Origin of the sequence: Desulfolutivibrio sulfodismutans DSM 3696 (assembly GCF_013376455.1) — a bacterium.
GTDB lineage: Bacteria > Desulfobacterota > Desulfovibrionia > Desulfovibrionales > Desulfovibrionaceae > Desulfolutivibrio > Desulfolutivibrio sulfodismutans.
The window spans coordinates 1,886,267-1,911,971 of record NZ_CP045504.1 but is presented as its reverse complement, the minus strand read 5'-3'; the positions used below and the strand labels follow the sequence as shown (position 1 = coordinate 1,911,971).

Annotated in this window: 28 protein-coding genes; 11 read left to right on the top strand and 17 right to left on the bottom strand. The window is 63.2% G+C overall.

The genetic code is table 11. From position 1 onward, the window contains the following. Window positions 1-102: 102 nt before the first annotated feature. Genes GD606_RS09095 through GD606_RS09085 form a run of 3 tightly spaced genes read right to left on the bottom strand, consistent with a single transcriptional unit; the run spans window position 103 to window position 1,452 of the window. Window positions 103-897, bottom strand: coding sequence for a C40 family peptidase (locus GD606_RS09095; RefSeq protein ID WP_163301226.1), 795 nt, complete (start codon window positions 895-897; stop codon window positions 103-105). Window positions 898-935: 38 nt separating this feature from the next. Further along, complete coding sequence (locus tag GD606_RS09090; protein ID WP_211922105.1) at window positions 936-1,208, bottom strand: type II toxin-antitoxin system RelE family toxin; 273 nt, start codon at window positions 1,206-1,208, stop codon at window positions 936-938. Beyond that, window positions 1,198-1,452, bottom strand: a complete 255-nt coding sequence (locus tag GD606_RS09085; RefSeq protein WP_163301227.1) for a type II toxin-antitoxin system Phd/YefM family antitoxin — start codon at window positions 1,450-1,452, stop codon at window positions 1,198-1,200. Before GD606_RS09085 ends, GD606_RS09090 begins: the two co-directional genes overlap by 11 nt. Window positions 1,453-1,644: 192 nt before the next feature. Here GD606_RS09085 and GD606_RS09080 point away from each other — a divergent pair, with 192 nt between their 5' ends. The 4 genes from GD606_RS09080 (at window position 1,645) to gap (ending at window position 4,474) form a co-directional block, all read left to right on the top strand. Continuing rightward, entirely contained in the window at window positions 1,645-2,139 is a 495-nt protein-coding gene (locus GD606_RS09080) for a methyltransferase family protein (RefSeq protein ID WP_163301228.1), read from the top strand. A 16-nt stretch (window positions 2,140-2,155) separates the two neighbouring features. Continuing rightward, entirely contained in the window at window positions 2,156-2,710 is a 555-nt protein-coding gene (locus tag GD606_RS09075; RefSeq protein WP_163301229.1) for a MarR family winged helix-turn-helix transcriptional regulator, read from the top strand. Window positions 2,711-2,881: 171 nt separating this feature from the next. Further along, complete coding sequence (locus GD606_RS09070; protein ID WP_163301230.1) at window positions 2,882-3,445, top strand: GAF domain-containing protein; 564 nt, start codon at window positions 2,882-2,884, stop codon at window positions 3,443-3,445. A gap of 12 nt (window positions 3,446-3,457) precedes the next feature. Beyond that, window positions 3,458-4,474: a type I glyceraldehyde-3-phosphate dehydrogenase gene (gene gap / locus GD606_RS09065; protein ID WP_163301231.1), complete on the top strand. Its 1,017-nt coding sequence runs from the start codon at window positions 3,458-3,460 to the stop codon at window positions 4,472-4,474. Between the two features lie 91 nt (window positions 4,475-4,565). On the opposite strand, the gene htpG is transcribed toward gap, so the two are convergent. Continuing rightward, the gene (gene htpG / locus GD606_RS09060) at window positions 4,566-6,479 is read right to left on the bottom strand and encodes a molecular chaperone HtpG (RefSeq protein ID WP_163301232.1); all 1,914 of its coding nucleotides are present in this window, start codon (window positions 6,477-6,479) and stop codon (window positions 4,566-4,568) included. 91 nt (window positions 6,480-6,570) lie between these two features. Then, window positions 6,571-6,783, bottom strand: a complete 213-nt coding sequence (locus tag GD606_RS09055; RefSeq protein WP_163301233.1) for an FmdB family zinc ribbon protein — start codon at window positions 6,781-6,783, stop codon at window positions 6,571-6,573. 175 nt (window positions 6,784-6,958) lie between these two features. Between GD606_RS09055 and GD606_RS09050 the strand changes: the two genes are divergently transcribed. The 4 genes from GD606_RS09050 to GD606_RS09035 all read left to right on the top strand — a co-directional run bounded on the left by GD606_RS09050 (window position 6,959) and on the right by GD606_RS09035 (window position 8,927). Then, window positions 6,959-7,372 carry an Hsp20/alpha crystallin family protein gene (locus tag GD606_RS09050; protein ID WP_163301234.1) on the top strand — a complete coding sequence of 138 codons (414 nt, stop codon included), beginning with the start codon at window positions 6,959-6,961 and terminating at the stop codon, window positions 7,370-7,372. A gap of 215 nt (window positions 7,373-7,587) precedes the next feature. Continuing rightward, entirely contained in the window at window positions 7,588-7,953 is a 366-nt protein-coding gene (locus tag GD606_RS09045; protein ID WP_163301235.1) for an Hsp20/alpha crystallin family protein, read from the top strand. Between the two features lie 265 nt (window positions 7,954-8,218). Beyond that, complete coding sequence (locus tag GD606_RS09040; RefSeq protein WP_163301271.1) at window positions 8,219-8,620, top strand: Ros/MucR family transcriptional regulator; 402 nt, start codon at window positions 8,219-8,221, stop codon at window positions 8,618-8,620. A gap of 31 nt (window positions 8,621-8,651) precedes the next feature. Beyond that, window positions 8,652-8,927, top strand: coding sequence for an HU family DNA-binding protein (locus tag GD606_RS09035; protein ID WP_163301236.1), 276 nt, complete (start codon window positions 8,652-8,654; stop codon window positions 8,925-8,927). A 95-nt stretch (window positions 8,928-9,022) separates the two neighbouring features. On the opposite strand, the gene GD606_RS09030 is transcribed toward GD606_RS09035, so the two are convergent. The 9 genes from GD606_RS09030 to GD606_RS08990 form a co-directional block, all read right to left on the bottom strand. Next, window positions 9,023-10,225, bottom strand: coding sequence for an FprA family A-type flavoprotein (locus tag GD606_RS09030; protein ID WP_163301237.1), 1,203 nt, complete (start codon window positions 10,223-10,225; stop codon window positions 9,023-9,025). Between the two features lie 67 nt (window positions 10,226-10,292). After that, window positions 10,293-10,451, bottom strand: a complete 159-nt coding sequence (gene rd, locus GD606_RS09025) for a rubredoxin (protein WP_163301238.1) — start codon at window positions 10,449-10,451, stop codon at window positions 10,293-10,295. Between the two features lie 328 nt (window positions 10,452-10,779). Continuing rightward, window positions 10,780-12,792: a methyl-accepting chemotaxis protein gene (locus GD606_RS09020; protein WP_163301239.1), complete on the bottom strand. Its 2,013-nt coding sequence runs from the start codon at window positions 12,790-12,792 to the stop codon at window positions 10,780-10,782. Between the two features lie 9 nt (window positions 12,793-12,801). Next, the gene (locus GD606_RS09015) at window positions 12,802-13,299 is read right to left on the bottom strand and encodes a cytochrome c family protein (RefSeq protein WP_163301240.1); all 498 of its coding nucleotides are present in this window, start codon (window positions 13,297-13,299) and stop codon (window positions 12,802-12,804) included. 294 nt (window positions 13,300-13,593) lie between these two features. Beyond that, complete coding sequence (locus tag GD606_RS09010) at window positions 13,594-16,611, bottom strand: AIR synthase-related protein (RefSeq protein ID WP_163301241.1); 3,018 nt, start codon at window positions 16,609-16,611, stop codon at window positions 13,594-13,596. Window positions 16,612-16,714: 103 nt separating this feature from the next. After that, complete coding sequence (locus GD606_RS09005; protein WP_163301242.1) at window positions 16,715-17,683, bottom strand: polyprenyl synthetase family protein; 969 nt, start codon at window positions 17,681-17,683, stop codon at window positions 16,715-16,717. After that, a complete protein-coding gene (locus GD606_RS09000; RefSeq protein ID WP_163301243.1) occupies window positions 17,670-18,551 on the bottom strand; it encodes an MqnA/MqnD/SBP family protein in 882 nt (293 codons plus the stop codon). The genes GD606_RS09005 and GD606_RS09000 overlap by 14 nt, the downstream gene beginning before the upstream one ends. Then, window positions 18,548-19,270: a futalosine hydrolase gene (mqnB, locus tag GD606_RS08995; protein ID WP_163301244.1), complete on the bottom strand. Its 723-nt coding sequence runs from the start codon at window positions 19,268-19,270 to the stop codon at window positions 18,548-18,550. The genes GD606_RS09000 and mqnB overlap by 4 nt, the downstream gene beginning before the upstream one ends. A gap of 6 nt (window positions 19,271-19,276) precedes the next feature. Then, a complete protein-coding gene (locus GD606_RS08990; RefSeq protein ID WP_163301245.1) occupies window positions 19,277-20,593 on the bottom strand; it encodes a nucleotide sugar dehydrogenase in 1,317 nt (438 codons plus the stop codon). Between the two features lie 199 nt (window positions 20,594-20,792). Between GD606_RS08990 and GD606_RS08985 the strand changes: the two genes are divergently transcribed. The 3 genes from GD606_RS08985 (at window position 20,793) to GD606_RS08975 (ending at window position 21,929) form a co-directional block, all read left to right on the top strand. Further along, window positions 20,793-20,990, top strand: coding sequence for a DUF2065 domain-containing protein (locus GD606_RS08985; RefSeq protein WP_163301246.1), 198 nt, complete (start codon window positions 20,793-20,795; stop codon window positions 20,988-20,990). Window positions 20,991-21,167: 177 nt separating this feature from the next. After that, entirely contained in the window at window positions 21,168-21,527 is a 360-nt protein-coding gene (locus GD606_RS08980; RefSeq protein ID WP_163301247.1) for a type II toxin-antitoxin system RelE/ParE family toxin, read from the top strand. A gap of 75 nt (window positions 21,528-21,602) precedes the next feature. Continuing rightward, window positions 21,603-21,929, top strand: coding sequence for a helix-turn-helix domain-containing protein (locus GD606_RS08975; RefSeq protein ID WP_163301248.1), 327 nt, complete (start codon window positions 21,603-21,605; stop codon window positions 21,927-21,929). 125 nt (window positions 21,930-22,054) lie between these two features. Here GD606_RS08975 and GD606_RS08970 read toward each other — a convergent pair whose 3' ends face one another. From GD606_RS08970 to pheT, 3 genes are read right to left on the bottom strand one after another with little or no spacing between them, the layout of a single operon-like run. Further along, window positions 22,055-22,831 (bottom strand): FecR family protein, encoded by a 777-nt coding sequence (locus tag GD606_RS08970; protein ID WP_163301249.1) that lies wholly within the window; start codon window positions 22,829-22,831, stop codon window positions 22,055-22,057. Window positions 22,832-22,855: 24 nt separating this feature from the next. After that, window positions 22,856-23,212: a MerR family transcriptional regulator gene (locus GD606_RS08965; RefSeq protein ID WP_374190883.1), complete on the bottom strand. Its 357-nt coding sequence runs from the start codon at window positions 23,210-23,212 to the stop codon at window positions 22,856-22,858. A gap of 49 nt (window positions 23,213-23,261) precedes the next feature. Then, a complete protein-coding gene (pheT, locus tag GD606_RS08960) occupies window positions 23,262-25,673 on the bottom strand; it encodes a phenylalanine--tRNA ligase subunit beta (protein ID WP_163301250.1) in 2,412 nt (803 codons plus the stop codon). Window positions 25,674-25,705: the final 32 nt, after the last annotated feature.

The following is a 25,705-nucleotide window of genomic DNA, read 5'->3' as shown; positions in this document are numbered from 1 at the left end:
GACGAGGAAGGTGAAGCCGGGGCGTTGCATGGGGGCAAGGGTACAGGATGGGCGGGGGGCGAGGCAAGAATAAGGAATGAATGCCTCTGATTCCAGGTTATGTTAAAGGAAATAAATTGGATATACAGCGCCGCTATATATTATTCCGTTTGGGGTGGGGGTGTCGCTTTTAATTTTAAAAATAGTCTTTAAGCCAAGCATTAAAGCGCCAAGGTAATTGTATCCGTGTCCAAGTGTATTTCTGCACTTTTCGAGCATCAGTATTCGTTGGTAGTCGTCAATTTGAATTGGTCTGTATATCCCAATGCTGTATTTTTTATTTTTATACGCAGTTATATTTCGAATAGTGATGCCACTTGTGAGTGCTTCATGAATTTGGTTTGATCCAATATATATTCCAACATGACTCCAAAAACCCTGATCGATATTAGCGATGATGCTGCTTAAAGTGCTCCCATGAGTTCTTGTGAATATAAAATCGCATGGGCGTAATAATGATAAAAAATTTATCCATGTTTGATCAAAATTTTTATCAGAGTAGGAATGTTGTTTCCTGGGCATTATCAAGTCAGAAGATAGAATTTTGTTTATGCCATGTATTATTGCGTGTATTCCTAGATTGAACAGGTGAATATTGTATGCATTGTTTGTGAAATAATGTAATATTCTGGCTGACTTTTCTGATGCTTCGTTAAATAGTATTTCGACTTTCTCGTAAGTTCCAATTATATTTATATATGGTGTGCGTTTCAGCTTATTGTTCTCAATGTGTAATATTGTGTCGTCTCCGATGTGTATTCCTATTGTGTTGCAACCTGTGTGGTCAGGTTTGAAGCGATGTTTTTTGTTGAAAAAGATCAGTATTGATCCAGGGTAAAGCGATGTGATATGGTCCATTGTGTTTGTACCGATATAATTCTATGGTGTAAAAGTATCTACAATCTCTTGAACCTCCGATACACCTCGTCGTCGTTTCTCTTCCCGATCAGCGCCACCCTCACCACCTCCGCCTCCTGGCGGTAGATGATGCGATATTCCCCGATATCCGCCCGGCGGAAGTCGGCGTGCCCGCGCAGCGCCAACGTGTCCGGCCCAAGCGGCTCGCGCAAAAGCTCAAACATCCGCAACACCACCTGCCGGAACTGTTTGGGCGGCAGCGTCTCCAGAAATTTCGCGGCCTCGCGCCCCATGTCCAGCTTACAGGCCACGCAGCCGCTCCGTCAGAAACGTCATGCTTTCCTCTTCGCCCAGGTAGCCGCCCTCGGCCTCGGCCTGCCTGGCCCGCTGCGCCCACCAGTCGTCCTCAAGCGCGGTCAGCCGCTCGTATTCCGTGATCGACAGCATCACGGCATAGTCCCGGCCCTGCTTGGTGATGCGCACCGGCTCCAGGGCCACAGCCTGCATGACCTCCCCCAGATTGTTTTTCAACGCGGTCGCGGTGGCGGTCTTCATGGTCCCTCCGGACAGTTTAGCTAAAAAAGATATTTCGGACATAGTAGGCGCGCTCCCGCCGGGAGTCAAGACGGGGGGCCGACGCATCCCCGGCGTTTTGAAGGGCGCCAAGTACGACAATAATATTGTCATATTGACAAGTTTATTGTCATATGTGAGGTTCCTCCCAACCTGTCGCCCAAGGAGATCAGAATGAATACCACCATGCCCTCAGCCAGCCCTCTCCCCGATTCCCCGGGGGTGTACATCATGCCGCCCCGGATTTTTCTGGTGTGCCTCCTGGCCGGGGTGGTCCTCCACTGGGTTGCGCCGTGGCCCGTCCCCGGGCTGCCCCGGGTTTTTGGGCTGGCGGCGGGTCTGATCCTGGCCGGTTCGGGCTTCGCCTTCATGATGTGGGGGCATACCCTTTTCACCAGGCTCGGGGTGAATGTGAAGACCATTCGCCCCGCGAGCATGCTTGTCGCCACCGGGGCCTACGCCTGGAGCCGCAACCCGATGTATGTGGGCTTTCTGGCCATGCTGGCCGGACTGGGGCTGGCGGCGGGCAGCGTCTGGATGGTCTTGACCGTCCTGCCCATGGCCTTCTCTCTAGGGCTGTACGTGATTCCGCGCGAGGAGGCGTATCTGGCGCGACGATTCGGATCGGATTACGAAACCTATCGGCGCTCCGTCCGCCGGTGGCTGTGATCCAAGGATATCGCCCATGACGACTGTCTGCCCGGGGGAGCGGCTGCACGACCTTTTTCGCGAGGTTTTCGCCCTGCGGGATCTCCTGGCGCTGGGCATGGACGCGGTGCATGAACGCTCCGGACTGCGCACGCCCCAGGTCCGGGTGGCGGACCTGCTCGGCCGCCTGGATTCGGCCACGGTGCCGGATATGGCCGCCGCCCTGGGCCTTTCGCGCCAGTGCGTGCAGATCGTGTGCAACGAATTGCGGGACATGGGGCTGGCGGCCTTCGTGGACAATCCCCGCCACAAACGATCAAAGCGCATGGTGTTGACCGACGTTGGCCGCGACCGGCTGGCCGCCGTCAGGAAAAACGAGGCGGCCATCATCACCGGGTTGCTGCCGGATTGCGACGGGGCCGCCGTGGGTGACGCCCTGGCGCTGCTTCGCAGCATCCGCGTCGCCCTTCGTGCCCTTTCTGAAAAAGACCCCGGGGAAGGCGGCCCTTTCCCGTTGTCCCTCCTCCGACATCGTCCTGCCGGGAAAACGCCACACGGACACCCTTCCCATACGGACGCGAATAGTTCATAGAAGAAACGGCCGGTCTTTCGTTTTCCCGTTTTTTTGCGCAGGGAGAGCCCGGTCGTTTCATGTTTCAGGGAAACGCCGTCCGGACGCCCTGTGGCGCAACGGCAAAACCGCCGTCGCCGCGTCCGGCGAAATGTCGGACAACTTCCGATTCGTCGGCAAGGAGGATGACCAATGGACAGATACGAGCGATTCTACAGGGGACTGCATGAGGCCGTGTCGGCCATCAATTCCAGCCTCGATCCCGCCACCGTCCTGGAAAAGATCGTGGAGCAGACGGCCAAGGCCATGGACGCCAAGGGCTGCACCCTGCGGCTTCTGGGCAAATCCGGAAAAATGCTGCGGGCCGGGGCGACGTATGGCTTAAGCCGCAACTACCTGCGCAAGGGCCCGGTCGAAGTGGCCAAAAGCGAGGTGGACCGCGAGGCCCTGTTCGGCGGCGGCGTGGTGTGCATCGCCGACGCCTGCGCCGATCCGCGCTTCCAATATCCCGAGGCCGCCCGGGAAGAGGGCATCCACGCCGTGGCCGTGGCCCCGCTTACCGTGGACGGAAAGGCCATCGGCGTGCTGCGGGTCTACGCCGGAGACGTGCGCGAGTTCGATGCGGCGGAAAAGGAATTTCTTCAGTCCATTGCAGACCTAAGCGCCATCGCCATCGAGAACGCCAGGCTGCATCAGGCGCTGAAAACCGACTACGAGATGCTCACGGCGTATGAATACCGTATTTTCGAGGACTAAGGAGACATATATATGACCAAACTCAAGGTAGGCATCAACGGATTTGGCCGCATCGGCCGCCAGGTGCTGAAAGCCATGCGCGAGCAGCACCCCGAATCCATGGAAGTGGTGGCCGTCAACGACCTCTTTGACGTCAAAACCAACGCGCACCTGCTGCGCTACGACACCAACTACGGCCGTTCCACGTTCGACGTCGAGGTAAAAGACGACGTCATCGTCTTCGGCGGCTGGGAGATCAAGAATTTCGCCCTGCGCGATCCCAGGGAGATTCCCTGGGGGGCCATGGGCGTGGACGTGGTCATCGAGTCCACGGGCATCTTCCGCACCGGCCCCAAGGCCAAGGCCCACCTGGACGCCGGGGCCAAGAAGGTCATCATCTCCTCCCCGGCCAAGGAAGAGGACATCACCATCGTGCTCGGGGTCAACGACCACCTGTACGATCCCGAGAAGCACCACATCCTCTCCAACGCCTCCTGCACCACCAACTGCCTGGCCCCGGCCGTGAAGGTGGTGCACGAGAAGTTCGGCATCATCAGCGGACTTTTGTGCACCATCCATTCCTACACCAACGACCAGCGCATCCTGGACCTGCCGCACAAGGATCTGCGCCGGGCCCGGGCTGCGGCCATGAACATCATCCCCACCTCCACGGGCGCGGCCCAGGCCGTGGCCCTGGTCATTCCGGAGCTCAAAGGCAAGTTCGGCGGCTATTCCCTGCGCGTGCCCACGCCCACGGTGTCGGTCGTGGATTTCGCCTGCACCCTGGAGAAATCCACCACCACCGAGGAGTTGCGCGCCTCGCTTCGGGCCGCCTCCGAGGGCGGGCTCAAGGGCATCCTGGGCTACGCCACCGAGCCCCTGGTCTCCATGGACTACAAGGGCGACCCCCGTTCGGGCATCATTGAGGAAGAATACACCGTGGTCCAAAACGGCAACCTGGCCAAGGTCGTGGCCTGGTACGACAACGAATGGGGCTATTCCTGCCGCGTGGGCGACCTGATCAAGCTCATGGCCGCAAAGGGCATCTAGCCCGCCCCGCGCCAAACGGCACGAAAACGGCCCCCGCCCCGGAACCATGTCCGGGACGGGGGCCGACGTTTTTGGGCAGCGGCGCGGCGGCCTATTTCTTCAGGTCGGCGTACCAACCGCTGGCGTCGGTCAGGATGGAGGTGACCCGGTCCACCATCTGGTGCGGGTCGGCCAGATAGCCGTCCAGGAGCAGGGCCGCGTCCAAAAGCTGGTTGGCGGCCGTGGCCAAAAACGGGTCGTCCGGGCTTGCCTGGTGGATGCGCAAAAGGTTGCGCAGAAGCGGATGGTCGGGGTTGAGCTCCAGGATCTTTTTTGGCGGGGTCTCGTCCTTGGCCAGCATGCGCATGATCTTTTGCATCCCGGCCGAGGGGTCGCCGTCGGGACCGACCAGGCAGGAGGGGCTCTTGCGCAGGCGTTCGGACAGGCGCACGTCGACAACCCGTTCGCCCAGGACGGCCTTGACGGCGGCCGTCAGGCCGGGCAGGGCGGCCTGCTGGTCCGCAGACAGGGGGGCCGGGGCGTCCGCCGCGGCCACGCTCTCGAAGGCGGCCAGATCGCCGGGCGCGGCCCGGTCGGCGGAGGTCAGGGTCAGTTCCTTGTAGGCGCGCACGGATTCCATGACGAATTCGTCGATGGGCTCCAGCAGATAGAGGACCTCAAGGCCCTTGTCCCGGAAGATTTCCAGGGTGGGGTTTAAGTCCAGGGCGGCCCTGGAGGGGCCGGAGAGGAAGTAGATGTTTTTCTGGCCGGATTTGGCCCGTGTGACGTAGTCGGCCAGCGAGGCCAGGGGCGCGGGCTTGCCGGGTTCCGGGGGAAGCGCCGAGGACTCGAAGCGCACAAGATCCGCAAAGGCCTCGCGGTGCAGGTAGTCGCCGTAGCCGAGCTTCATGACCCGGCCGTGCTCGCGCCAGAAGTCGGCGTATTTCTCGGCGTCGTCCTTGGCCATCTGTCCCAGCCGGTCGAGAACCTGCTTGGTGATGGTGGAGGCGATCTTGCGCAGCACCCGGTTCTCCTGGAGGGTCTCCCGGGAGATGTTCAGGGGCAGGTCTTCGGTGTCCACCACGCCGCGCACGAATCCCAGAAATTCGGGCAGAAGATCCTTGGTCTCGTGCTGGATGAGCACCCGGCGCACGTAGAGGTCCAGGCCCCGGGCCTCGGGGCGCATGCCGAAGAGGTCCATGGGGGTTTTGGGGATGAAAAGCAGGGCGTTGAACTGTACCGGCGCATCCACGGAGACGTGGATGGTCAGAAGCGGCTCCTCGGTGTCGAAGGTCAAAAACTCGTAGAACTCCTTGTACTGCTCGGGCGTGACCGAGAACTTGGATTCCCGCCACAGGGCCGGGACGGTGTTGACCTTCTCCTCGCCCACGTAAATGGGGAAGGAAATGAAGTTGGAATGCTTGCGGATGATGGTCTTGATGCGCTCGGGGTCGGCGAATTCCTTGGCCTCGTCCTTCAAATGGATCTCGATGCGCGTGCCCCGGACGGCGTCTTCGGGGCCGGAGGTAATGGCGTAGGAGCCGGAACCGTCGGACTCCCAGCGCACGGCGGGCGCGTCGGAAAGCAGGGATTTCGTGGTCAGGACCACGTTTTTGGCCACCATGAACACGGAATAAAATCCCACCCCGAAGCGGCCGATGATGCCCGAGGCGGCGTCCTTGTTGTCGGCGAGCTTTTTCAGGAATTCGGCGGACCCGGAACGGGCGATGGTGCCGATGTTCTCGATGAGTTCGTCATGGGTCATGCCCAGGCCCGTGTCGGCGATGGTCAGGATGCCCGCCTCCTTGTCGGCCGTGATGCGGATTTCCAGCGGCAGTTCGGGATTGGCCACGGCCGTGCCGCGCCCGGTCTCGAAGCGCAGCTTGTCCAGGGCGTCGGAGGCGTTGGAGACGAGTTCGCGCAAAAAGATTTCGCGATTGGTGTAGATGGAATGGGTGATGATCTCCAGCAGTTGGCGTATCTCGGCCTTGAACTCATGGGTGGAACCCGGATTTTTGTCCGGCATGATGCGCTCCTTTGTAGGAAATAAGGTGGTGTGCCCGCCAGGGAAGCGGGTGAATCTGAAGCGCGCCGCCAGGGCGCGCGGGCTATCCGGCTCAGGAGAACCCGCCGCCGCCGCATCCCGAGGAATGGGTTTCGAAGCGGGGCAGGGTGGTCTGTCCCGGGCGCACGGCCGAGGTGGCGGACAGGACGCGGGTGCAGGCCTCGTGGCCGCAGCGGGGACACTTCGGGGGCGCGTCGCTATGCACGGACACCAGTTCCTCGAAATGGGCATCGCAGGCGGGGCAGGCGTATTCGTAGAGGGGCACGGTGATCCTCCGGGGAGTTTTTTTGCGGATATCAGGTAAGTCGCCGGACCATGATGTCAAGGGCCGCTGCACCCCGGCAGCCGGGCATTGCCCGGGAAAGCGGCTCTGGCGGCGTTGACAACGGCCCAGCCCGGATTATCCTTTTTTTCGATAAAAACATTGGGAGGTGCATGCCATGGTTATCGATTTGAGTCCTTTTTACGGCACGTCGAATCCCTTCGACAGGCTGCTCGAATCGCTCTGGACGCCGCTTTCCATAAGCCAGAGGAGTCTGGCCTATCCCCCGCTCAACATCAGCGAGGATGCAGAGAGCATTTACGTCCAGTGCGAGATCCCGGGCATGGACATTGGCGACCTGGATCTGACCTTGACCGATTCGAGCCTGGTCATCAAGGGCGAACGAAAGGGCGTCAAGGGGAAATTCTACCGCCAGGAACGGCCCACGGGCTTTTTCCAGCGGGTGGTGAACATCCAGGCGGGAATTAGCCGGGACAAGGTCACGGCCAAGATGAAAGACGGCGTCCTGGAGGTGGTCATCCCCAAGGCGGAAGAGAGCAAGCCCAAAAAAATCAGCATCGACGCCCAGTAGCGCGGTTTTTGTAGCGGTGTCGCCGACTGCGGGCGACGGGCGGAGGCTGGAGGCAGCGGGTTGCCTTGGAAAACCCGGCGCGTATGTTCGGTCATCCCGCCAGGACAAGGATTTTCCCGATCGTCCTCCGCCATGAAAAAACACATGCCGCGGGAACGGGGCGTGACGCCCCCCCGAGAACACGGCGCCATCATCGCGCCAGGGAGGAATCGGCCATGAACGAAAACGCCGCCAAGACCGAAAAGGGATTGCCCCGGGTCAAACCGGCCACGGATATCATCGAGACCGATGACGGGTTCCTGCTCCTGCTGGATATGCCCGGCGTGGACAAGGAGCATCTGGTCATCGACTTAAACGAGGATGAGATAAAAATTTCCGGCAAGGCGGAATACGACGCCCCGGAAAAACGCAAGATCGGGCATGTGGAATTCGGCTCGGGCGAATACTTCCGCAGCTTCACCCTGTCGCACATTGTGGACAAGGAGCGGATCAAGGCCACCCTGAAAAACGGGGTGGTGGAGGTGAGCCTGCCCAAGGCCGCCAAGGCCCAGCCGCGTAAGATCGAAATTCAGGCCGGATAGACGGTCGGGACACGCACCATGGAGAAGCGGGCCTTTCTTTCGGGAGAGGCCCGTTTTGTTTTTGCGTATTTTATGCGAATATGTAATACTAAACAAAACAGGCGAAGAACGCATGCGACTTCGGCCGTGTCGAGACAGCCTTTTTTATGGCTTTGGCTCCGGCTTCGGCGTGCATTTCGAATCGCGGCAATTGACAATCGCTCCATTTGACAGCATGTTTGCCGCGCCGGAACGATTTTCGGAATCATCGACTTTGGAGGAATCAATGGAAGAGTATTTGAAAAGCGCCCTGGAGATTGTGAAAGCGCAGGCTTCCGTGAGAAACATGACCGATGAGGAGATTACCTCCATGGTCAAAAGGCTCGCAGGCGGCATCCGGGAGATCAGCGAAGGATGCAGTGCAAGCGAGAGTGCGCCGGGACTTGGACTTGACCCCAAAAAGGCGATAAAGGAAAAGACCGTCACCTGTCTGGAATGCGGCAAAGCCTTCAAGGTCATCACCAAAAAGCACCTTGGCTCCCACGGATTGACCCCCGAGGAGTACAAGGAGAAGCACGGCCTCAAGAAGGGCACGCCCCTGGTCTGCAAGGCCTTGCAGCGTGACCGTCGCAAGAAAATGAAGGAAATGCGGCTATGGGAAAAGAAAGCCCAGAAGGCCGCGAAATAACATCAACCGAAAGCAAGCAGGAGAAGGGTACATGGCCAAAGCTGATTTGATCGAAAAGGTACAGGTTAAAGCGGGATTCGAAACCAAGGCGGCTGCCGGCAAGGCTCTCGACGCCGTGGTCGAGGTCATCCGGGACGCCCTGTCCGCCGGGGAAACCGTGACCCTGACCGGGTTCGGATCCTTCAAGGTTTCCGAGCGCGCCGCCCGTACCGGCCGCAACCCCCAGACCGGCAAGGAGATCAAGATTCCCGCTTCCAAGGCGGTGAAGTTTACCGTGGGCAAGGCCCTCAAGGAAGCAGTGAAGTAGGTTCCCTTCCCCTGATCGCCGAAATGACGACGGCCCGGGACCATGCGGTTCCGGGCCGTTTTTTATGGGCGAACGTCGGGAAACGGGCGCGGCGGTCAGCCCGCCTTGGCGACCACGGCCTGGCCGATGGTCCGGCCCATCTCCACATATTTGGCCAGCTCCTCGTGCCTGGGGACATACAGGGAACGCAGGGGCTCGGTCGGCATCTCCATGCCCATGGCCGAAAGCGCCTCGGCCACGGCCTTGACGGCCTCGCCGCTCCAGCCGTAGGAGCCGAAGGCTCCGCCGATCTTGTTCTGAGGTTTTAAGCCCTTCATGTAGGTCAGCATGTCCGCCACCCGGGGCAGCATGCCGTTATTGTGGGTGGGCGACCCCACCACCACGGCCCCGGCCTCCAGCACCTCTTCCATGACGTCGCTGTGGTCGACGACGTGCAGGTTCATGATCTTGACGGACAGGCCTTCGGACATAAGGCCGGTGGCGATGGCCTCGGCCATCTTTTCCGTGGAGTGCCACATGGTGTCGTAAACCACCACGGCCTTTTTCGTGGGCTTTTGGGCGGCGAAGGCCTTGTAGGCCTCAATGGCGTAGGCCACGTCGGCCCCCCGGAACATGACCCCGTGGTCCGGCAGGAGATAGTCGATGGCCAGTCCCATGGATTCGATTTGGGCGATGATCTTTTGCGTGATGGGCGAAAACGGCAGCACGATGTTGGCGTAATAGCGGACCATCTGGCGATGCAGCTCGGAGCGGTCCACCTCGTCGGCAAAGCGTTCGCTGCTGGCGATGTTTTGGCCGAAGGCGTCGTTGGTGATGAGGATCTTGTCTTCGGGGATATAGGTGGCCATGCTGTCGGGCCAGTGCAGCATGCGGGTTTCCAAAAAGGACAGGGTGCGCGTGCCGATGCTTATGGCGTCGCCCGTCTTGACGACCTGGATGGGCCAGCCGGTCACGTCGAAATGCGCTTTCAGGGCCCGCTCGCCCATGGGGGAGCAGAAGATCTTCTCCGGTTTGACCTGGGCCACGATCTCCGGCAGGGCTCCGGAATGGTCCATCTCCACATGGTTGACCACGATGTAGTCGATGTCCCCGGGTTTGACCAGGTGGGCGATTTTGCACAACAGTTCGTTTGTGAATTCGGCCTTGACCGTATCGAACAGGGTGACCTTCTCGTCGCGGATGAGATAGGCATTGTAGGTGGTGCCCAGGGGGGAGGTGGAATAGCCGTGGAAATTGCGGCAATCCCATTCCACGGACCCGACCCAGTGGACGTCTTTGACGATTTCAACGGGTTTCATGCAGGTCTCCTCAAAACGACCGCCGGCCAGGGGCCGGCGGTGTGAAGGGAAATATGGAGGCAGGCGGTTATTCCTTGGTGAACTCGTCCTTGGCAGCGCCGCACACCGGACAGACCCAGTCCTCGGGGAGGTCTTCGAATTTGGTTCCGGGTTTGACCCCGTTGTCCGGATCGCCGTCCTTGGGATCGTACACATAGCCGCAGATGTTGCAGACATATCTGTCCATGTCGTCTCCTTGTCCGGTATCGCCCTTCCCCGCAACCACGAAAAAAAAGACCTCATTTTGGCCCTCAGCGCCGGGCGCGTCCCAAAGGGGCGACCCTTGCCTGAGCGGCAAACAGGGTGTTTTTTCGTATCGCCGTGATGGACTCTTTCAGGCGGAGTCCCGGCGAAAGATCGCCGGTTCAGGACCGGTTTCGTTCTCACTGCCCGGCGTGCCCATTTTCACGATCACGCCATGGGAAGTCTATCCGTTAGTTCGGCTGTTTTTGTCAAGGGGCTGTCCGGGCCTGGACCGCACTTGGTCCGGTTCGCCGGGACAGCCCCTAAACGGGTCATTCCTCCCGAAAACGCGCCACCAGGGCGGCCAAATGCTGGGACATGTCCCTGACCCCGGTGATGCGGTGGTTGGCTTCTTGAATTTGTCGCGAAATATCCTGCGAAAGTTCATTGATGTGGCTGACGCTGTGATTGACCTCGTCGCTGGTGGAGGACTGCTGCTCCGAGGCCGCCGCGATGTTGCGCACCATGTCCGCAATGCGGTCGGACTGGTCCACGATCTGCCCCAGCACCGCGCCGGATTTTTCCGCCATCTGGGCCGTCAGTTCCACCTTGGCCTTGGTTTCGTCCATTCCGGAAACCACGGTGCGGGTACTGCCCTGGATGTCCCGGATGGCCTCGGCCACCTCGGTGGTGGCCAGCATGGTCTTCTCGGCCAGTTTGCGGACCTCGTCGGCGACCACGGCGAAGCCGCGCCCGGCCTCTCCGGCCCTGGCGGCCTCGATGGCGGCGTTGAGGGCCAGGAGGTTGGTCTGGTCGGCGATGTCCCCGATGACGGCCATGACCCGGCCGATGTTCTCCGCCCGGGTGGAGAGTTCGCCCAGGGACAGGGCCAGACTTTCCGTGCGCTCGGAAACCTGCCGGGTCTCGGTCACGGTGTTTTGCACCTCCCGGCCGCCCTCCCGGGCCGCCTGGCTGGCCACATCCGAGGCCTCGGCGGTCTGTCCGGCGTTTTTGGCGACCTCAAGCACCGTGGCGTTCATTTCCTCCATGGCCGTGGCCACCCGCTCGGTTTCTCCGGCAGTGGTGTCCACGCCCCGGGTCAGTTCCTCCATCTGCCGCGACAGTTCGTCGGATGCCTCGGACAGGTTGATGGCCACATCCGTGACCTCCTGGGCCACCTTGAGCAGATTCTCGCGCTGGGCCCGGATGCGGTCCTTGTCGCGTTCCTCCTGGGTCAGGTCGATGAGCACCCCGATGGCCCCCACGGTCTGGCCTGCGGCGTTTTGCAGGGGGGATATCTCATAGTGCAGGGGATAGACCTTGCCGTCGGCCCGGGTGAAACGGGTGAAGCCGCTTTTGCTGGTCCCGGTGGCGATGACCTCGCCGCAGATCCGGCCGCCGTGTTCGCCGGAGAGGTTTTCGGCCACGGGACGGCCCACGAGTTCCTTGTAGTGCTTGCCCAGGATGTTTTGCAGGGGGGCGTTCACGAAGTCGAAGTTCTCGTTTTTATCGGCCACGAAAAGGGGGATGATGATGCCGCTTAGGATGCTCTTGTTGTATTCGAGCTGGTCTTTGATCTTGCCCACCATCTCGGCCAGGTTGCCTGCCAGGTTGCTCAGTTCGTCATGCCCATGCACGGAAAACGACACGTCCAGAGCCCCCTGGCTGATCTCGTGGGAGGCGCTGGCGATGGTCTTGATGCGGTTTATGACCGAGCGGCGGATGAAAAAGAGCAGGCAGGCCAGAAGACCCACCAGGCTCGCCAGGGAGATGCCCGCGCTTTTGTACTGGGTGTCGGTGAGCCGCCCCATCTCCTGCTCGATGTCCTTGACGACCACCATGGCCCCCAGGACCGGCTTGCTCGTGCCGTGGCAGTGGTGGCAGGCCGGGGCGTTGGCGATGGAGGTGATCTCCACGAAGGCGCTTTTCCCCCCCACGGTCATGATGGCCCCGGCGGCGGTGGACGATGTGAGGCTTTTTTGCACGGCGCCGGAGAATTCGGGTTCGGTGATCACCTGGGACAGATCCTTGCGCAGATCGGCCTGGTTCGTGGCGTAGGTGATGTTCCCCTTGTAATTGGTCATGAACACACGGATGTCGTTGTAGCGCTTGGCGACCTTTTCGAACTGGGCCGTGGTTTCCTGGTTTTTGCCCAGGGCCATGGGTTCCTCGATGGCCATGCGCAAAAGATCCGAGGTGCGCTCGGAGGCGGCCCGGATCTGGTCCACGGTGCCGTTGTGTTGCCAGTAGGAGTTGGCCAGAAAAAGGCCGGTAAAGGCCAGGATGGTCAGGGCCGAAACCAGCACGAGCACCTTGACGCCGATGGAACGAGCCATGATGTCCATGGGCATCTCCTAGTGCGCGCCAGCGTAGAGCATGGGCTTGAAATTGAACGCCGCAACCCGCTCGGCGCTGTGGCAGGTCTCACAATCGGCCATGGTCAGCTTGCCCTTGATCAGGGAAGCATCCCCTCCGGATTCGGCGTGGGCCGAACCCGGGCCGTGGCAGACCTCGCATCCGGCGTTGGCCAGTCCGGGCGTGGCCGTGAAGCTCACGAACCCGCCGGGCTTGCCGTATCCGGTGGTATGGCATCCGTAGCAGCCGCGCAGTTCTTCCTCGGTCAGATCCGAGGCCATGATCTGGATGCTCTTGGAGGAATGGGCCTTTTTCGAATACTTGGAATATGTGTGAAACTGGGTGTCGTGACAGGAGGCGCAGGCCTCCGAGCCGACATAGCTGGCCTCGGGGGGCGCCGCTTTTTCAGGTGGCTGGGTGCGGCCCGCAGAAACCCAGACAAAAGACACAAGAAATGCCAGCCCGGCGAGGAGGGCCGGGAAACGAACGACGCGCATGTGAACGCCTCCTTCATGATACTTCCTTCACATATATGCGAGCCTGGCAGTTGTGACAACAACCAACATGCCAGGGGGCGCATTTTTTTGCATAAAGGGACTGGGGAACGGGAGATGAAAGGAAAGGGGATTGTCTGAAAATGCTGAAATTCTTTTATTTATTATGAATGTGAAAAAGACGGCGGGCAAGAGGGCCCACCCTTTTTTGCACATCGCGTGCAGTTTGGGGCGGGCTGAAAACGGATGCGGGACGGACAGACTTTGGGCCCGAATCCGGAAAAAAACGAAAAGAGCCTACCAGGACAGGGTCTTGGCGAAGGCCAGGGCCAAATCCTCCACGTTTTCGCGGGCGAGAATCCGGCCGCCCCTGGCGAGCGCGAGCTCCCCCGTCTCCGTCACCCGGCCAAGGCAGGACGCGGCCTGTCCGGCGAACAGGGCCTCGAAGGCCTCCCGGTCGCCCGGGGACACGGTGGCCAGGAGGCGTCCGGCGGATTCGGCATACAGGAGTTCGATATCGGACATGCCGCCTTCCCCGGCGTGGATGCCCGCCGTCGGGGCCAGGGCCAGATCGGCCTGGCAGCCCAGCCTGCCGCCGATGGCCATTTCGGCCAGGGCCACGCCCAGGCCGCCGTCGGAGAGGTCGTGGCAGGCGGTGACCAGCCCCTGGCGGATGGCCGCATACAGGGCGCGGTAACGCATAGCGGCGGCCAGGGCGTCCACATGGGGCACGGCGGGCGAGGAAAAGCCCATTTCCGCCGCGATCTCCGATCCGCCGCATTCCGGGGCCGTGGTCCCGAGCAGGTAGACCAGATCCCCGGGTTTTTTGAAGTCCGAGGTCACGGCCTTGTGGGCCTCGGGCATGGAGCCCATGACCGTGAACAGCACCGTGGGCGGGATGGAGATCTTTTGCCCGCCGCCGGTGTAGTCGTTTTTCATGGAGTCCTTGCCGGACACGCAGGGCAGGCGGTAGGCCCGGCAAAAATGCGAAAGGGCCAGGTTGGCCCGCACCAACTGGGCCAGCTTATAGCGGCCGTCCGGGGTCTTTTCGGAAACCACCGGGTCGCACCAGCAGAAATTGTCCACCCCGGCCAGGCGATCCGGGTCTGCGCCCACGGCCACGGCGTTGCGCACGGCCTCGTCGATGGCGTTGGCCATCATCCAGTAGGCGTCGAGGTCCGAATATTTGGGGCAGATGCCGTGGGACAGGACCAGTCCCTCGGGGCGCGACAACACGGGCCGCAGCACCCCGGCGTCGGACGGGCCGTCGCGCCTGACCCCGACCATGGGCTTGACCACGCTGGCGCCTTTGACCTCATGGTCGTACTGGCGCACCACATAGTCCTTGCTGCAGATGTTGAGCCGCCCGAGCATTCGTTTGAGCAGCGCCCCCTGACCATCCGACGGGACGCGGGGCGCGTCCGTGGCGGCCACATCCGGACGCTCCCACACCGCCGAAAGCGCCATGGTCGGCGCGCCGTGGTGCATGAAGTCCATGGGAAGCCGGGCCACGGGTTTTTCGCCGTGGCGGACGAAAAAGACCCCGGAATCGGTGAACGTGCCAAGCTGCGTGGCCAAAACGTCCATCTCCCGGGCCAGGTCCAGGAAGGTCTTGAGGTGCGCTTGCGGCACGGCCAGGGTCATGCGCTCCTGGGCCTCGGATAAAAGCACTTCCCAGGGCCGCAGGCCGTCGTATTTGAGCGGGGCCTTGGACAGGTCCAGGTCGCAGCCGCCGCTGTCCTGGGCCATTTCGCCCACGGAGGAGGACAGGCCGCCCGCGCCGTTGTCGGTGATGGCGTTATACAGGCCCATGTCCCGGGCGCGTATGAGAAAATCGTACATCTTGCGCTGGGTGATGGGGTCGCCGATCTGCACGGCCGTGGCCGGGGAACCCTCGTGCAGCTCCTCGGAGGAAAAGGTCGCGCCGTGGATGCCGTCCTTGCCGATGCGCCCGCCGGTCATGACGATGGCGTCGCCGGGGCAGGCGTGTTTCAGATGGCTCGGGCGTCCGGCCACGGTGACCGGCAAAAGGCCCACGGTGCCGCAAAAGACCAGGGGCTTGCCCAGGTAGCGTTCATCGAAGACGATGGAGCCGTTGACCGTGGGGATGCCCGACTTGTTGCCGCCGTGCTCCACGCCCTCGCGTACGCCCTCGAAGACCCGGCGCGGGTGCAGGAGCCGTGGGGGCAGCGCCCCTTCATGGAAGGGCGAGGCGAAGCAGAAGACGTCGGTGTTGCACAGAAGGTTGGCCCCGATCCCGGTGCCCATGGGGTCGCGGTTGACCCCCACGATGCCGGTCAGCGCGCCGCCGTAAGGGTCCAGGGCCGAGGGGCTGTTGTGGGTCTCCACCTTGATGCAGGCGTGATGGGTGTCGGTGAAGCGCACCACCCCGGCGTTGTCGGTGAAGACCGACAGGCAGAAGTCGTTTTCCCCGAGCTCGCGCCGGATGTCTTTGGTGCTGCCCTGGATGCAGGTCTTGTAGAGGCTGGTCAGGGACGTGCGCAGGCCCTTTTCCCGGTCCTGGTAGTCGATGTCGGCGCTAAAGATCTTGTGCTTGCAGTGCTCGGACCAGGTCTGGGCCAGGACTTCGATCTCGGCGTCCGTGGGCAAAACCGGCAGCCCGGCGGTTTTTCGGGCCTGGGCCACGGCCGGATCGGCGTAGTGGTCGCGGATGGCCCGCATCTCCACAAGGCTGAGGGCCAGGACGTTGTCCCGGCTAAAGGCCATAAGCGCGGCGTCGTCCATGGCGAAAAGATCGATGGCGGCCACGTCGTCCGAGGCCTGTCCGGTGACCCGGGCGGCCCGGGCCGTGAACCCCGGTTCGTCGCGCCATTGGGCCAGGCTTTTGATCTCGAATCGCTGGATAAGTTCGTTGGCCAACAGGTCGCGGCCGATGCGCCGGGCCGTGTCCAGGTCGGGCGTCCCGCGCAGGCGGTACTGGGCGGCGGTGTACACGGCGGCCTGCGCGGCCTTATCGGGGGGCAACCCCAGGACCAGGGCGGCCGTCTCCGAGGCGGTGCGGCCCTCGTTGTCCGTGACCCCGGGCCGAAACGACACCTCCAGGATGAAGTCCGGGGCCGGGTCGGACAGGGGCAGGGGGGCGAGGGAGGCCTCGTGCAGCACCGGGTCGTGCAGGGCGTGGGCCGTGAGCAGCCGGGCGGCCTCGTCCCGGGTCAGCCCCTCCAGGGTGAAGACCCGAACCAGGTCCACGCCGCCAATGGCCAGCCCGAGTTCGCTGCGGATTTTTCGGGCGGTCTTTTCGCCCATGACGTCACGAACGCCTGGCCGTGGTCCCACTTCGACGCGAAAAAGCATGGCAGTCATCCTTGCAAGGGGGTGTTCGCGGGATGTTTCGAGGCAGGGCGGCGGCCTTGGCGCCTGGTCCATGGCTTCCGGCCAGGACCGGGCGCGCCCGGGGCTATTTCTTCCGGTCGAGCATGGGGCCCAGGGCCAGGGCCAGCAGATCCCGCTCCGGTGAGGCCGGGAAGGGGGCCAGCGCCGTCTCGGCCCGGGCCAGGTACGAGGCGGCCGCCTCGCGGGTCTTGTCCGCGTATCCGCCGGAAACGATGGTATCCCTCAGGTTTTCCAGATCATCCGGCGTCAGCCGGTCCATTTTGAAATCCTCGGCCAGACGCCGACGCTCCTGGGGGTCCAGGTCGGCCAGAAAAAGGAGCAGGGGCAGGGTGGCCTTGCCCTCCTTGAGATCCGAGGCGGCTGGCTTGCCGGAGACCGAGGCCGGGGAGGTGTAGTCCAGGGCGTCGTCCACAAGCTGGAAGGCGATGCCGAGCGACAGGCCGTAATCGGCGGCGGCCTCCTCCATGTCCGGGGACGCGTCGGCGAACACGGCCCCGCAGCGACAGGCGGCCTGGATGAGAAAGGCGGTCTTGCCGGTGATGATCTCGTAGTAGGTGGCGATGGAAAGATCCGTGTCGCGCAGATGGGCGATTTCCTGGATCTCCCCGGTGGCCGTGCGCAAAAGCGCCTCGGACAGGTGCCGGGTCAGGGGCGGAATGCCGTATTCGGCCACCAACCGGTTGGCCAGGGCCAGCAGGGCGTCGCCCACCAGGATGGTGTGGGTGGAGCCGAAAAGGACGTGGGCCGACTGGCGTCCGCGCCGCAGCCTGGCTCCGTCGAGGATGTCGTCGTGAAGGAGCGTGGCCGAATGCAAAAGCTCCAGGGAGCAGGCCAGGGGCAGGATGTCGTCGCCCCGGTAGCCCAGGGCCCGGGCCATGAGGATGGTCAGCACGGGCCGGAAGCGTTTGCCGCCGGAATCGAGCACGTGGCGCACCGTGGGGCGCACGGAGACATGCATCCGCTCGGCCTGGGACTCCAGGAAGCGGTTGATGCGGGGAAGTTCCTTTTCGTAAAAACGCTCAAGCGGATTCATCGACGGGCCTGTACCAGGATTCGCCGAGAACTGGCAAGGGGGAGGCCGGGCATTTTCCCATGGCCGACAGGGCGGCGAGGGCCTTTTCCCCGGCCGGTCCCATGTCCCGGGACAGGTCGTTGACGTAGGCCTTGATGTGGGCGTCCAGGACGCCGCCGTCTTTTTCGATGGCCATGGCCCGGATAAGCGGCATGACCGCCTCCGGCCGGGCTAGGGCCGTTTCCAGGCTTGTGCGGATGGTCCGGGAGACCTCGCGCAGGGTGTCGCCGCCGCAGGCCGTGCGGCCCACGATGCACCCCAGGGGCAGGGGCAGGCCGCCGGTTTTTTCGTCCCACCAGCGGCCCAGGTCCAGGATGCGGCGCAGGCCGTGGCGCTCGGGGACCAGGGCCGTTTCATGGATGAGCAGGGCGGCGGCGTGGCTCCTGGCGGCGGTTTCGGCCACCAGATCGTAGCGCACGGGGACAAATGCCGCGTCAGGCGCGGGGATGCCGGGCAGGGCGGCCACGGCCGGATCGGCCAGGGCGGCGCGCAAAAGCATGGCCGCCGTGGTCAAAAGGCCGGGCACGATTACGGTGTCCGGGCGCAGGTCCGCATCGGCCCCGGCGGGCACGGCCAGCTTGGGCCCCACCCCCAGGCCGAAGGCCGCGCCCGCAGGCAGGATGCGGCAGGACTGGCCAAGGGCCAGGCCCACGGCGGCCGAGACCTTGATGATGTCGAACCGGCCCGCCAGGGCGGCCTCGTTTAAGTTTTCCACATCAAGAAAGACGAAATCCGCCCGGGGGGCGTCGGGCACAAGCCCCAGTATCCAGGCCCCGAAAATGGTCATGTCGTTGGGGCAGGGGGAGACGGCCACGCAAAGGCGTTTCATGAGGCATTCCCCAGGAGCCGGGCCAGGGTCGGCCGCAATGCGGACAGGGCCCCTTTGAGGTCCCAGTGTCCGGTCTGGCGGCTGCCCACCAGGTTGGAGACGGTGCGGATCTGCAAAAAAGGCGTTTCGGCCAGACGGCAGGCCAGGGCGGCGGCGAATCCCTCCATGTTCTCCAGGAGGGCCCCGTGGCGGGCGTACAGCAGGGCCGCCCGCTCCATGGTGCCGGTCACGCCGGCCACGGTCAGGGAGGCGGCCCGGCCGAAGGCGGCGGGCAGGCCCAGCCCCATGGCCGCAGCCGCCGCGTCGGGGTCGGTGGCCAGGGTCTCGTGGACCGGGCCGTCGGGGCAGGTGGCCATGGGCAGGCCGATGCCCCGGGGGGCCACGCCGTCCGCCCCCGCCAGGCCGTATTCGGGCCACGTCTCGCGGATGACGCACAACGCCGCGCCCATGGGGGCCGCCTCCAGGTCGAAGCTTCCGGCCACGCCAAGCTGGAGCACCCCGGAAATCTCCGGGCGGCGGGCCAGGGCCCGGCCCAGGACGGCCGCCGCAGCCACGGGGCCCACGCCGGTGCAGACCGCCAGCACCTCGTGGCCGTGCAGGGTCAGCGGGCTTTGGGGAAAGACCTCATGCGCCGCCGCGCCCTGGTCCGGGATGCCGGTCCCGGCGGGCAGGACGGCGCGCAGTTCGGTCCTGGTGGCGCAGGCCAGAAGAAGGGTCATGCGGGTCTACAGTCTCCAGTGCCACAGGCCCGCGTCGCGCACGGCCTGACGGTCAAGCGCCCCGCGCACGTCCAGGACGATGCCCTGGCCCTCGTCCCGAAACCAGGACCGCAGGTCCAGGGGGCTGAGGTCGCGGACGTAGACGTCGTGGGGCACGGCCAGGATCAGGGCGTCCAGGTCGCGAAAGGCCGACAGGGGCTCAAGGGTCAGGCCGTATTCGCGCCTGGCCTCTTCGGGGGAGGCCAGGGGGTCGTGGACCAGCACCCGCACCTGGTAGTCGGCAAGCTCGCGCACGATGTCCACCACCTTGGTGTTGCGCAGATCCGGCACGTTTTCCTTGAAGGTCAAGCCCAGGATACCTACCCGGGCCCCGCGCACCCGGTGTCCGGCCCGGATCAGGCGCTTGACGGCCGTGTCGGCCACATGCTTGCCCATGTTGTCGTTGATGCACCGTCCGGCCAGGATGACCTGGGGGTTGTAGCCCATGCCCTGGGCCTTGAAGGTCAGGTAGTAGGGATCGACGCCGATGCAGTGGCCGCCCACCAGCCCCGGACGAAACGGCAGGAAGTTCCACTTGGTTCCGGCGGCCTCCAGCACCTCCAGGGTGTCGATGCCCATGCGCTCGAAAATGAGCGAGAGTTCGTTCATCAGCGCGATGTTGAGGTCGCGCTGGGTGTTCTCGATAATCTTGGCCGCCTCGGCCACCTTGATGCTCGAGGCCTCGTGGATTCCGGCGGTGATGATGGTCCCGTAGAGCCGGGCCAGAAGTTTCCGGGTGGGCTCGTCCTGGCCGGACACCACCTTGACGATGCGTTCCAGGGTGTGGACCTTGTCCCCGGGATTGATGCGCTCGGGGGAATAGCCCACGGTGAAGTCCCGGCCGCAGACAAGCCCGGAATGCTCTTCCATAAGCGGCACGCAGATATCCTCGGTGAGCCCGGGATAGACCGTGGACTCGTAGACCACCACGCTGCCGGGGCTCATGTTTTTGCCCACGGTGACCGAGGCCCCGGTGACCGGGCGCAGATCGGGATTGCGGTTGGCGTCGATGGGGGTGGGCACGGCCACGATGATCACCCCGCAGGCGGCCAGGGCGGCGGGGTCGGTGGTGTAGTCGACCGCGACCTCGGCCAGCCGGGCGGGATCGACCTCGCCGGTGCTGTCGGCCCCGGAGCGCAGTTCCTCGACCCGGCCGGTGCTGATGTCGAAACCGACCACCCGGAAATGCCGGGACAGGGCCACTGCCAGGGGCAGCCCCACATACCCCAGGCCAACCACGGCCACGGCGCTTTTTTTGGAAACCAAATCGTCGAAATCGATCACGGCGGAACCTTCTTGTCTATTTTTGGGAAGGACCGGGGAGCAGCCCGCAGGCGGAAAGAGGCGGCATCATGTCCCGATGCGTCGGTTCGTCCCTCCACAGGGAGGGATTTGCCCCCGGCAAAGGAGGTCTTTAGCGAACTTCGGGGCAGGCTTCAAGGCGGCGGTTTACAACCCGGCGCGGCAGCCGCATACTGGGGACATGGAATTCGATGGAAAAACCTTCCTCACCGCCCTCGGCCTGGCCTTCATCCTGGAGGGCCTGCCCTATTTTCTCCTGGCCGAAAGGATGCCCACGGTGCTGCGCTTTTTGTCCGAGCGCCCCGCGCCGGAGTTGCGTCGGCTGGGCCTGACCGCCATTCTGGCCGGCCTTGCCGTTGTGGCGCTTGTGCGCTGGTAAGGGCCTGCCTGTGTCTGCCCAGGCGGGATTTTTTCCTTCCCCGGGCCTTTTTGATCACCAGCGCCAGCGGCATGTTTTCGGCCTTTGATGAAGTCCGGGATGTTGACGCAACCTCGGATATGCCTTAAAGGAATATATGTCGACGGTTTTTTCCCGGTTTTTTGAGAGGAGGTCGGCATGTCAGACGAGGAACCGCTGCTCAAGGACATCCTGTTTGTCGGATCAAGCCGCAAAGAGCTTGTCGATCTGGATGCAGAGGTGCGGAAGGCGTTTGGATACATGCTGTGCGAGGCCCAACGAGGCCTTCGGCCAACGGGATCAAAACCACTTCCGGAGTTTGGGCCAAGGGTTGTCGAGCTTGTCAAAGTGCATGCCACGGATTCGTACCGCTGCGTGATCTATCTGACGAAGCGTCTTGTTTTTGTTCTTTTCCCGTTCAAAAAGAAGTCGAAAACTGGAAAAGAAATTCCGAAGGAAATAAGGAGAGTTTTACATCACCGCCTGACGATGGCCAAAGATATAGAGAAAGAAATGTAAGCCGATAGCCCATTGAGCTGGCTATAGCCTGGGACACACGAATGTGCAGTGTAGAAAGAGACAGGAAGAAAAATCATGCAAAACGAACAGAAATTTGAAATAAGCTCGGGTAATATCTTCACGGATCTTGAACTTGAAAATCCGAACGAATTAACATTGAAATCAGACCTCATCATTCAGTTGAGGAGCATCTTGAAAGATCTCAAGATCACACAACGGGATGCCGCATCAAGGCTGAAATCCACGCAGCCGACAGTTTCAAAAGTTTTGCGCGGCGACTTGGATCGGGTGTCCATCGAGACGCTCCTGGAGTGGCTGCATATCCTGGGGAAACGCATGGAATATCGCTTTTGCAAAATGGAAAATGCAGATTGTCCGACACCATGGAGAGAAGCCCGGTAAGCGGCGTTGCGTGGATCGAGAGCCAGGGCGACGAAATAGGCCTTCCGGGGTGAGCATAAAAAACCGCAGGAAACGTTCCTGCGGTTTTTTTTCCGCCTGCCGGTGGCGGTGTCCCCGGCCCTGGGCTACTGCCCGCCGCCGAGAAGGCTTGAGCCCGGCCTGGGATCGAAGGGGGCGGGCGAGAGGGGGATCTCGGCGAAGACCTTCTTTTCGGCCTCGGTCAGGGTTCGGGTGACGGCGGGTTTTTTTGGGGCAAGCGAGGCCGCGGCGTCTTCTTTTTTCAGGCTGACGGGCTTGTTGAGGTGGGTGACCACCACCTCGGTCTTGGATTTGGACTGCCGCAGGGCGTGCAGCTCGTTTTCCACGATACGCTCGGGTTTTCCGTCCCTGATCTCTTCCCGGACCTGGATCAGGTGGTCGGTGGTGGTGCCGCGGATGCCGATGCTGGCCAGGGGGGATTCGATGTGCAGGCGATCCGGGTCATGGGCCACGATCTTCCCCGTGGCGTAGCGGAAAAGTCCCTTGCCCATGTGGATTCCCTGGCGAAAATTGTCGCGATCCGTGGTGTCGTAGGCGAACTCCGCAATGCGGACCTCGCTGTCCGGGCCGATCTCCAGCACCGAATCGTCGGCAAAAACCACCTTGCCCTTGTCCGCCGGGCCGGTGGTGAGGGTGTCGGACACGAAGACGGGGGCGTCCTTGGCCAGGAGGCGCGGATCGCCGCCCTCCAGCCTGGCGCTGACCACGCCGCGCAGGTCCGCCAGGATGCCCGCCGGGGCGCGCAGATCCGCCACATCGCCCGCCGGGGCGGCGGCGTCTTCGGCGGCCAGGGCGCACAGGGCGGAAAGGGCCGAAAAACACAGCAGGCAGAGCGTTGCCGACAGGAAGTGGTACCGTTTCATGGCCTGTGTCCTTGCGTGGGGGGGTCAGGGGTGGTCGCGGGCGCTGCCGCCGCTGCTCAAAAGACTGCGGATGTCGCTTAATTCCGCGTGGATAACGCGCAGCAATTCGGCCGCATCGCCTTTTTCCTCAAGTTTTTTGCGCGCGCCCTCGATGGTCAGCCCGTCCTCATGGAGCAGGGTTCTGATGCGGGCGATGAGCCGCACATGCTCGTCCGTGTAGAGCCGTTGCCCTTTCGGGGTGCGGATGGGGGAAAGACCGGGGAACTCGCTTTCCCAAAAGCGCAGGACAAAGGGCTTGACGCCGCACAGCCGGGCCGCCTCGCCGATTTTGTATGTTTTCGGCTCCATGACCGGACAGATGTGCGCCAAGTCGTGTCCCACGGTCAAGCCCCCCGTCCGGGGCGAACGGGCCGGACGGGGCAAAAGGGCGTCAGGAGAAGCGCACGGGGAGGACCGAGGCCAGATGCCGGGTCAGGGCCTCGCGTTCCTTGTCCACGTCCTTGTCCTTGAGGGTGCGTTCGTCGTGGCGGTAGGTCAGGCGGAAGGTCAGGTTGCGCTCGGCGCCGCCCTCGGGGACGAACAGGTCGGCCAAAAACACGTCGCGCAGAAGCGGCGTTTTTTTGGCGGCAATGGCCTCAAGGACGGCCCTGACGGACAGTTCGGCCGGGGCGATGACCGTGATGTCGCGGCGCACGGGCGGGTAGACGGGCAGCGGCCTGAAGGCGATCCTGGTCGTGGCGGACAGCTCGGCCAGAAGGTCCAGGGAGACCTCGGCTAGCCACAACTCGCGCCGGGCGTGGAAGGCGTCGGCCACCTCGGGCGTCACCCGGCCGATGTAGCCGAAGTCGCGTCCGGCCAGGGTCAGCTCCACGCGCGGCGACAGCCAGGGGCTCTCCCCGGCGGCCAGGGCATAGTCGGCCCCGGGAAGCTGGAAGGCGGCCAGAAGATTTTCCACCAACCCCTTGATGTCCTCGTAGCCGGAGGTCTCGGCCGGGAAGGGCCAGCCCTCGGGGTGGCGGCTGCCGTGCAGGGCCAGCCCCAGACGGCCGTACTCGATGCAGCCGGTTTCGGAGGCGGCAGAGGCATGGAAGACCTTGGCCACCTCGAAAAGCCGCAGATCGGCGTTGCCCCGGGAGATGTTGACGCGCACGCTCTGCAAAAGACCCGGCGCAAGCTCCGGGCGCATGACGTTTTGGTCCTCGGACAGGGGGTTGGCCACGGACACCCGGCAGGCTGTATCCAGGCACAATTGGTCCAGGTCGGCGTGGCCCACGAAGCTGTAGTTGACGGCCTCGTTGAGGCCCGCGCCCACGCCCCAGGCCCGCACCCGGTTCCAGAAGGAATGCGTGGACTCGGCCGCCGTGGCCGTGTCCAGGCTGCGGGCGATGGCGGGCAGGACCGGTTCGATGCGGTCCATGCCGTAGACGCGGCCCACCTCTTCGATGAGATCCACCTCGCGTTCCAGGTCCAGGCGGTGGGACGGCGGCAGCACCGAAAGGCCCTCGCCGGACTCCGCGCCCAGGACGCAGCCCAGGGCGGCCAGGGTGTCGCGGCAGAAGGCGTCCGTCAGGGGCACGCCCAGAAGTTTTTCGGTCCGGGCCTTGCGGAAGGTCAGGCGGGGGGCGGCGAAGGGCCGGGGTTCGGCCAGGGCTGTGCCCGTGAGCACCTGTCCCCCGGCGGTCTGCTGGATGAGCGACACGGCCCGGTCAAGGGCGTAGGCCGAGCCCACCTGGTCCACGCCGCGTTCGAAGCGGTAGGAGGCTTCGCTGGGGATGCTCAGACGGCGGGCGGTCTTGCGGATGGTGGCCGGGTTGAACACGGCGCACTCCAAAAAGACCTCGGTGCTTTTCGCGGTCATCTCGGAGTTTTCGCCGCCCATGACCCCGGCCAGCCCCACGGGCTTTTCGGCGTCCCAGATGAGCAGGTCGCGGCAGGAAAGGGTGCGCTTCTGGCCGTCCAGGGTGGTGAACGTCATGCCGTCGGCGGCCGGGGCCACCCGCACCACGTTTCCGGCCAGGATGTCCCGGTCGAAGGCGTGCATGGGCTGTCCAAGCTCGAAGAGCACGTAGTTGGTCACGTCCACCACGTTGCTGATGGGCCGCTGGCCCACGGCCAGAAGCCGGTAGCGCAGCCAGTCCGGGCTTTTGCCCACGTTGAGATTTTTGATGCGCTTGCCCCGGTAGACCGGGCACAGGGCCGGGTCCGCGATCTCTATGCGCACCTCCCGGGCCGCATCCTCGGCGGTGGGGGCCGTCTCCGTGAAGGCGACGGCGGGCAGGGTCAGGGGCAGCCCGAAGGCCATGGCCGTCTCCCGGGCCAGGCCCAGGACGCTTAAGCAGTCGGCCCTATTGGGGGTGATGGACACGTCGAGCACGCAGGTGTCCAGGCCAAGGGCCTCGGCCAGGGGCGTGCCCGGGGCGGGGTCGCCGGAAAGGACCATGATGCCGGAGCTTTCCTCGGAAAGGCCCAGTTCGGATTCGGAACAGATCATGCCATGGGAGGCCTGGCCGCGAATCTTGCTTTTTTTGATCTCCATGCCGTTTGGCAGCACCGCGCCCACGGTGGCCACGGGCACGCACTGTCCGGCGGCCACGTTGGGCGCGCCGCACACGATGGAAAGCGCCTCGGGGCCGCCCACGTCCACGGAGCACAGCGACAGCTTGTCCGCGTCGGGGTGGGGGGCCCGGGTCAGCACCTTGCCCGTCACCACGCCGGAAAGCCCGGCAAAGGGGTTGTGGATGTCCTCGACCTCAAGGCCGAGCATGGTCAGGCGGTCGGCCAGGGTCTGGGGGGCGCCGTCGTAGGGGGTGAACTCGCGCAGCCAGGCAAGACTCAAAAGCATGTCGTTTCTCCACCAAGGGTCGAAGGATGCCG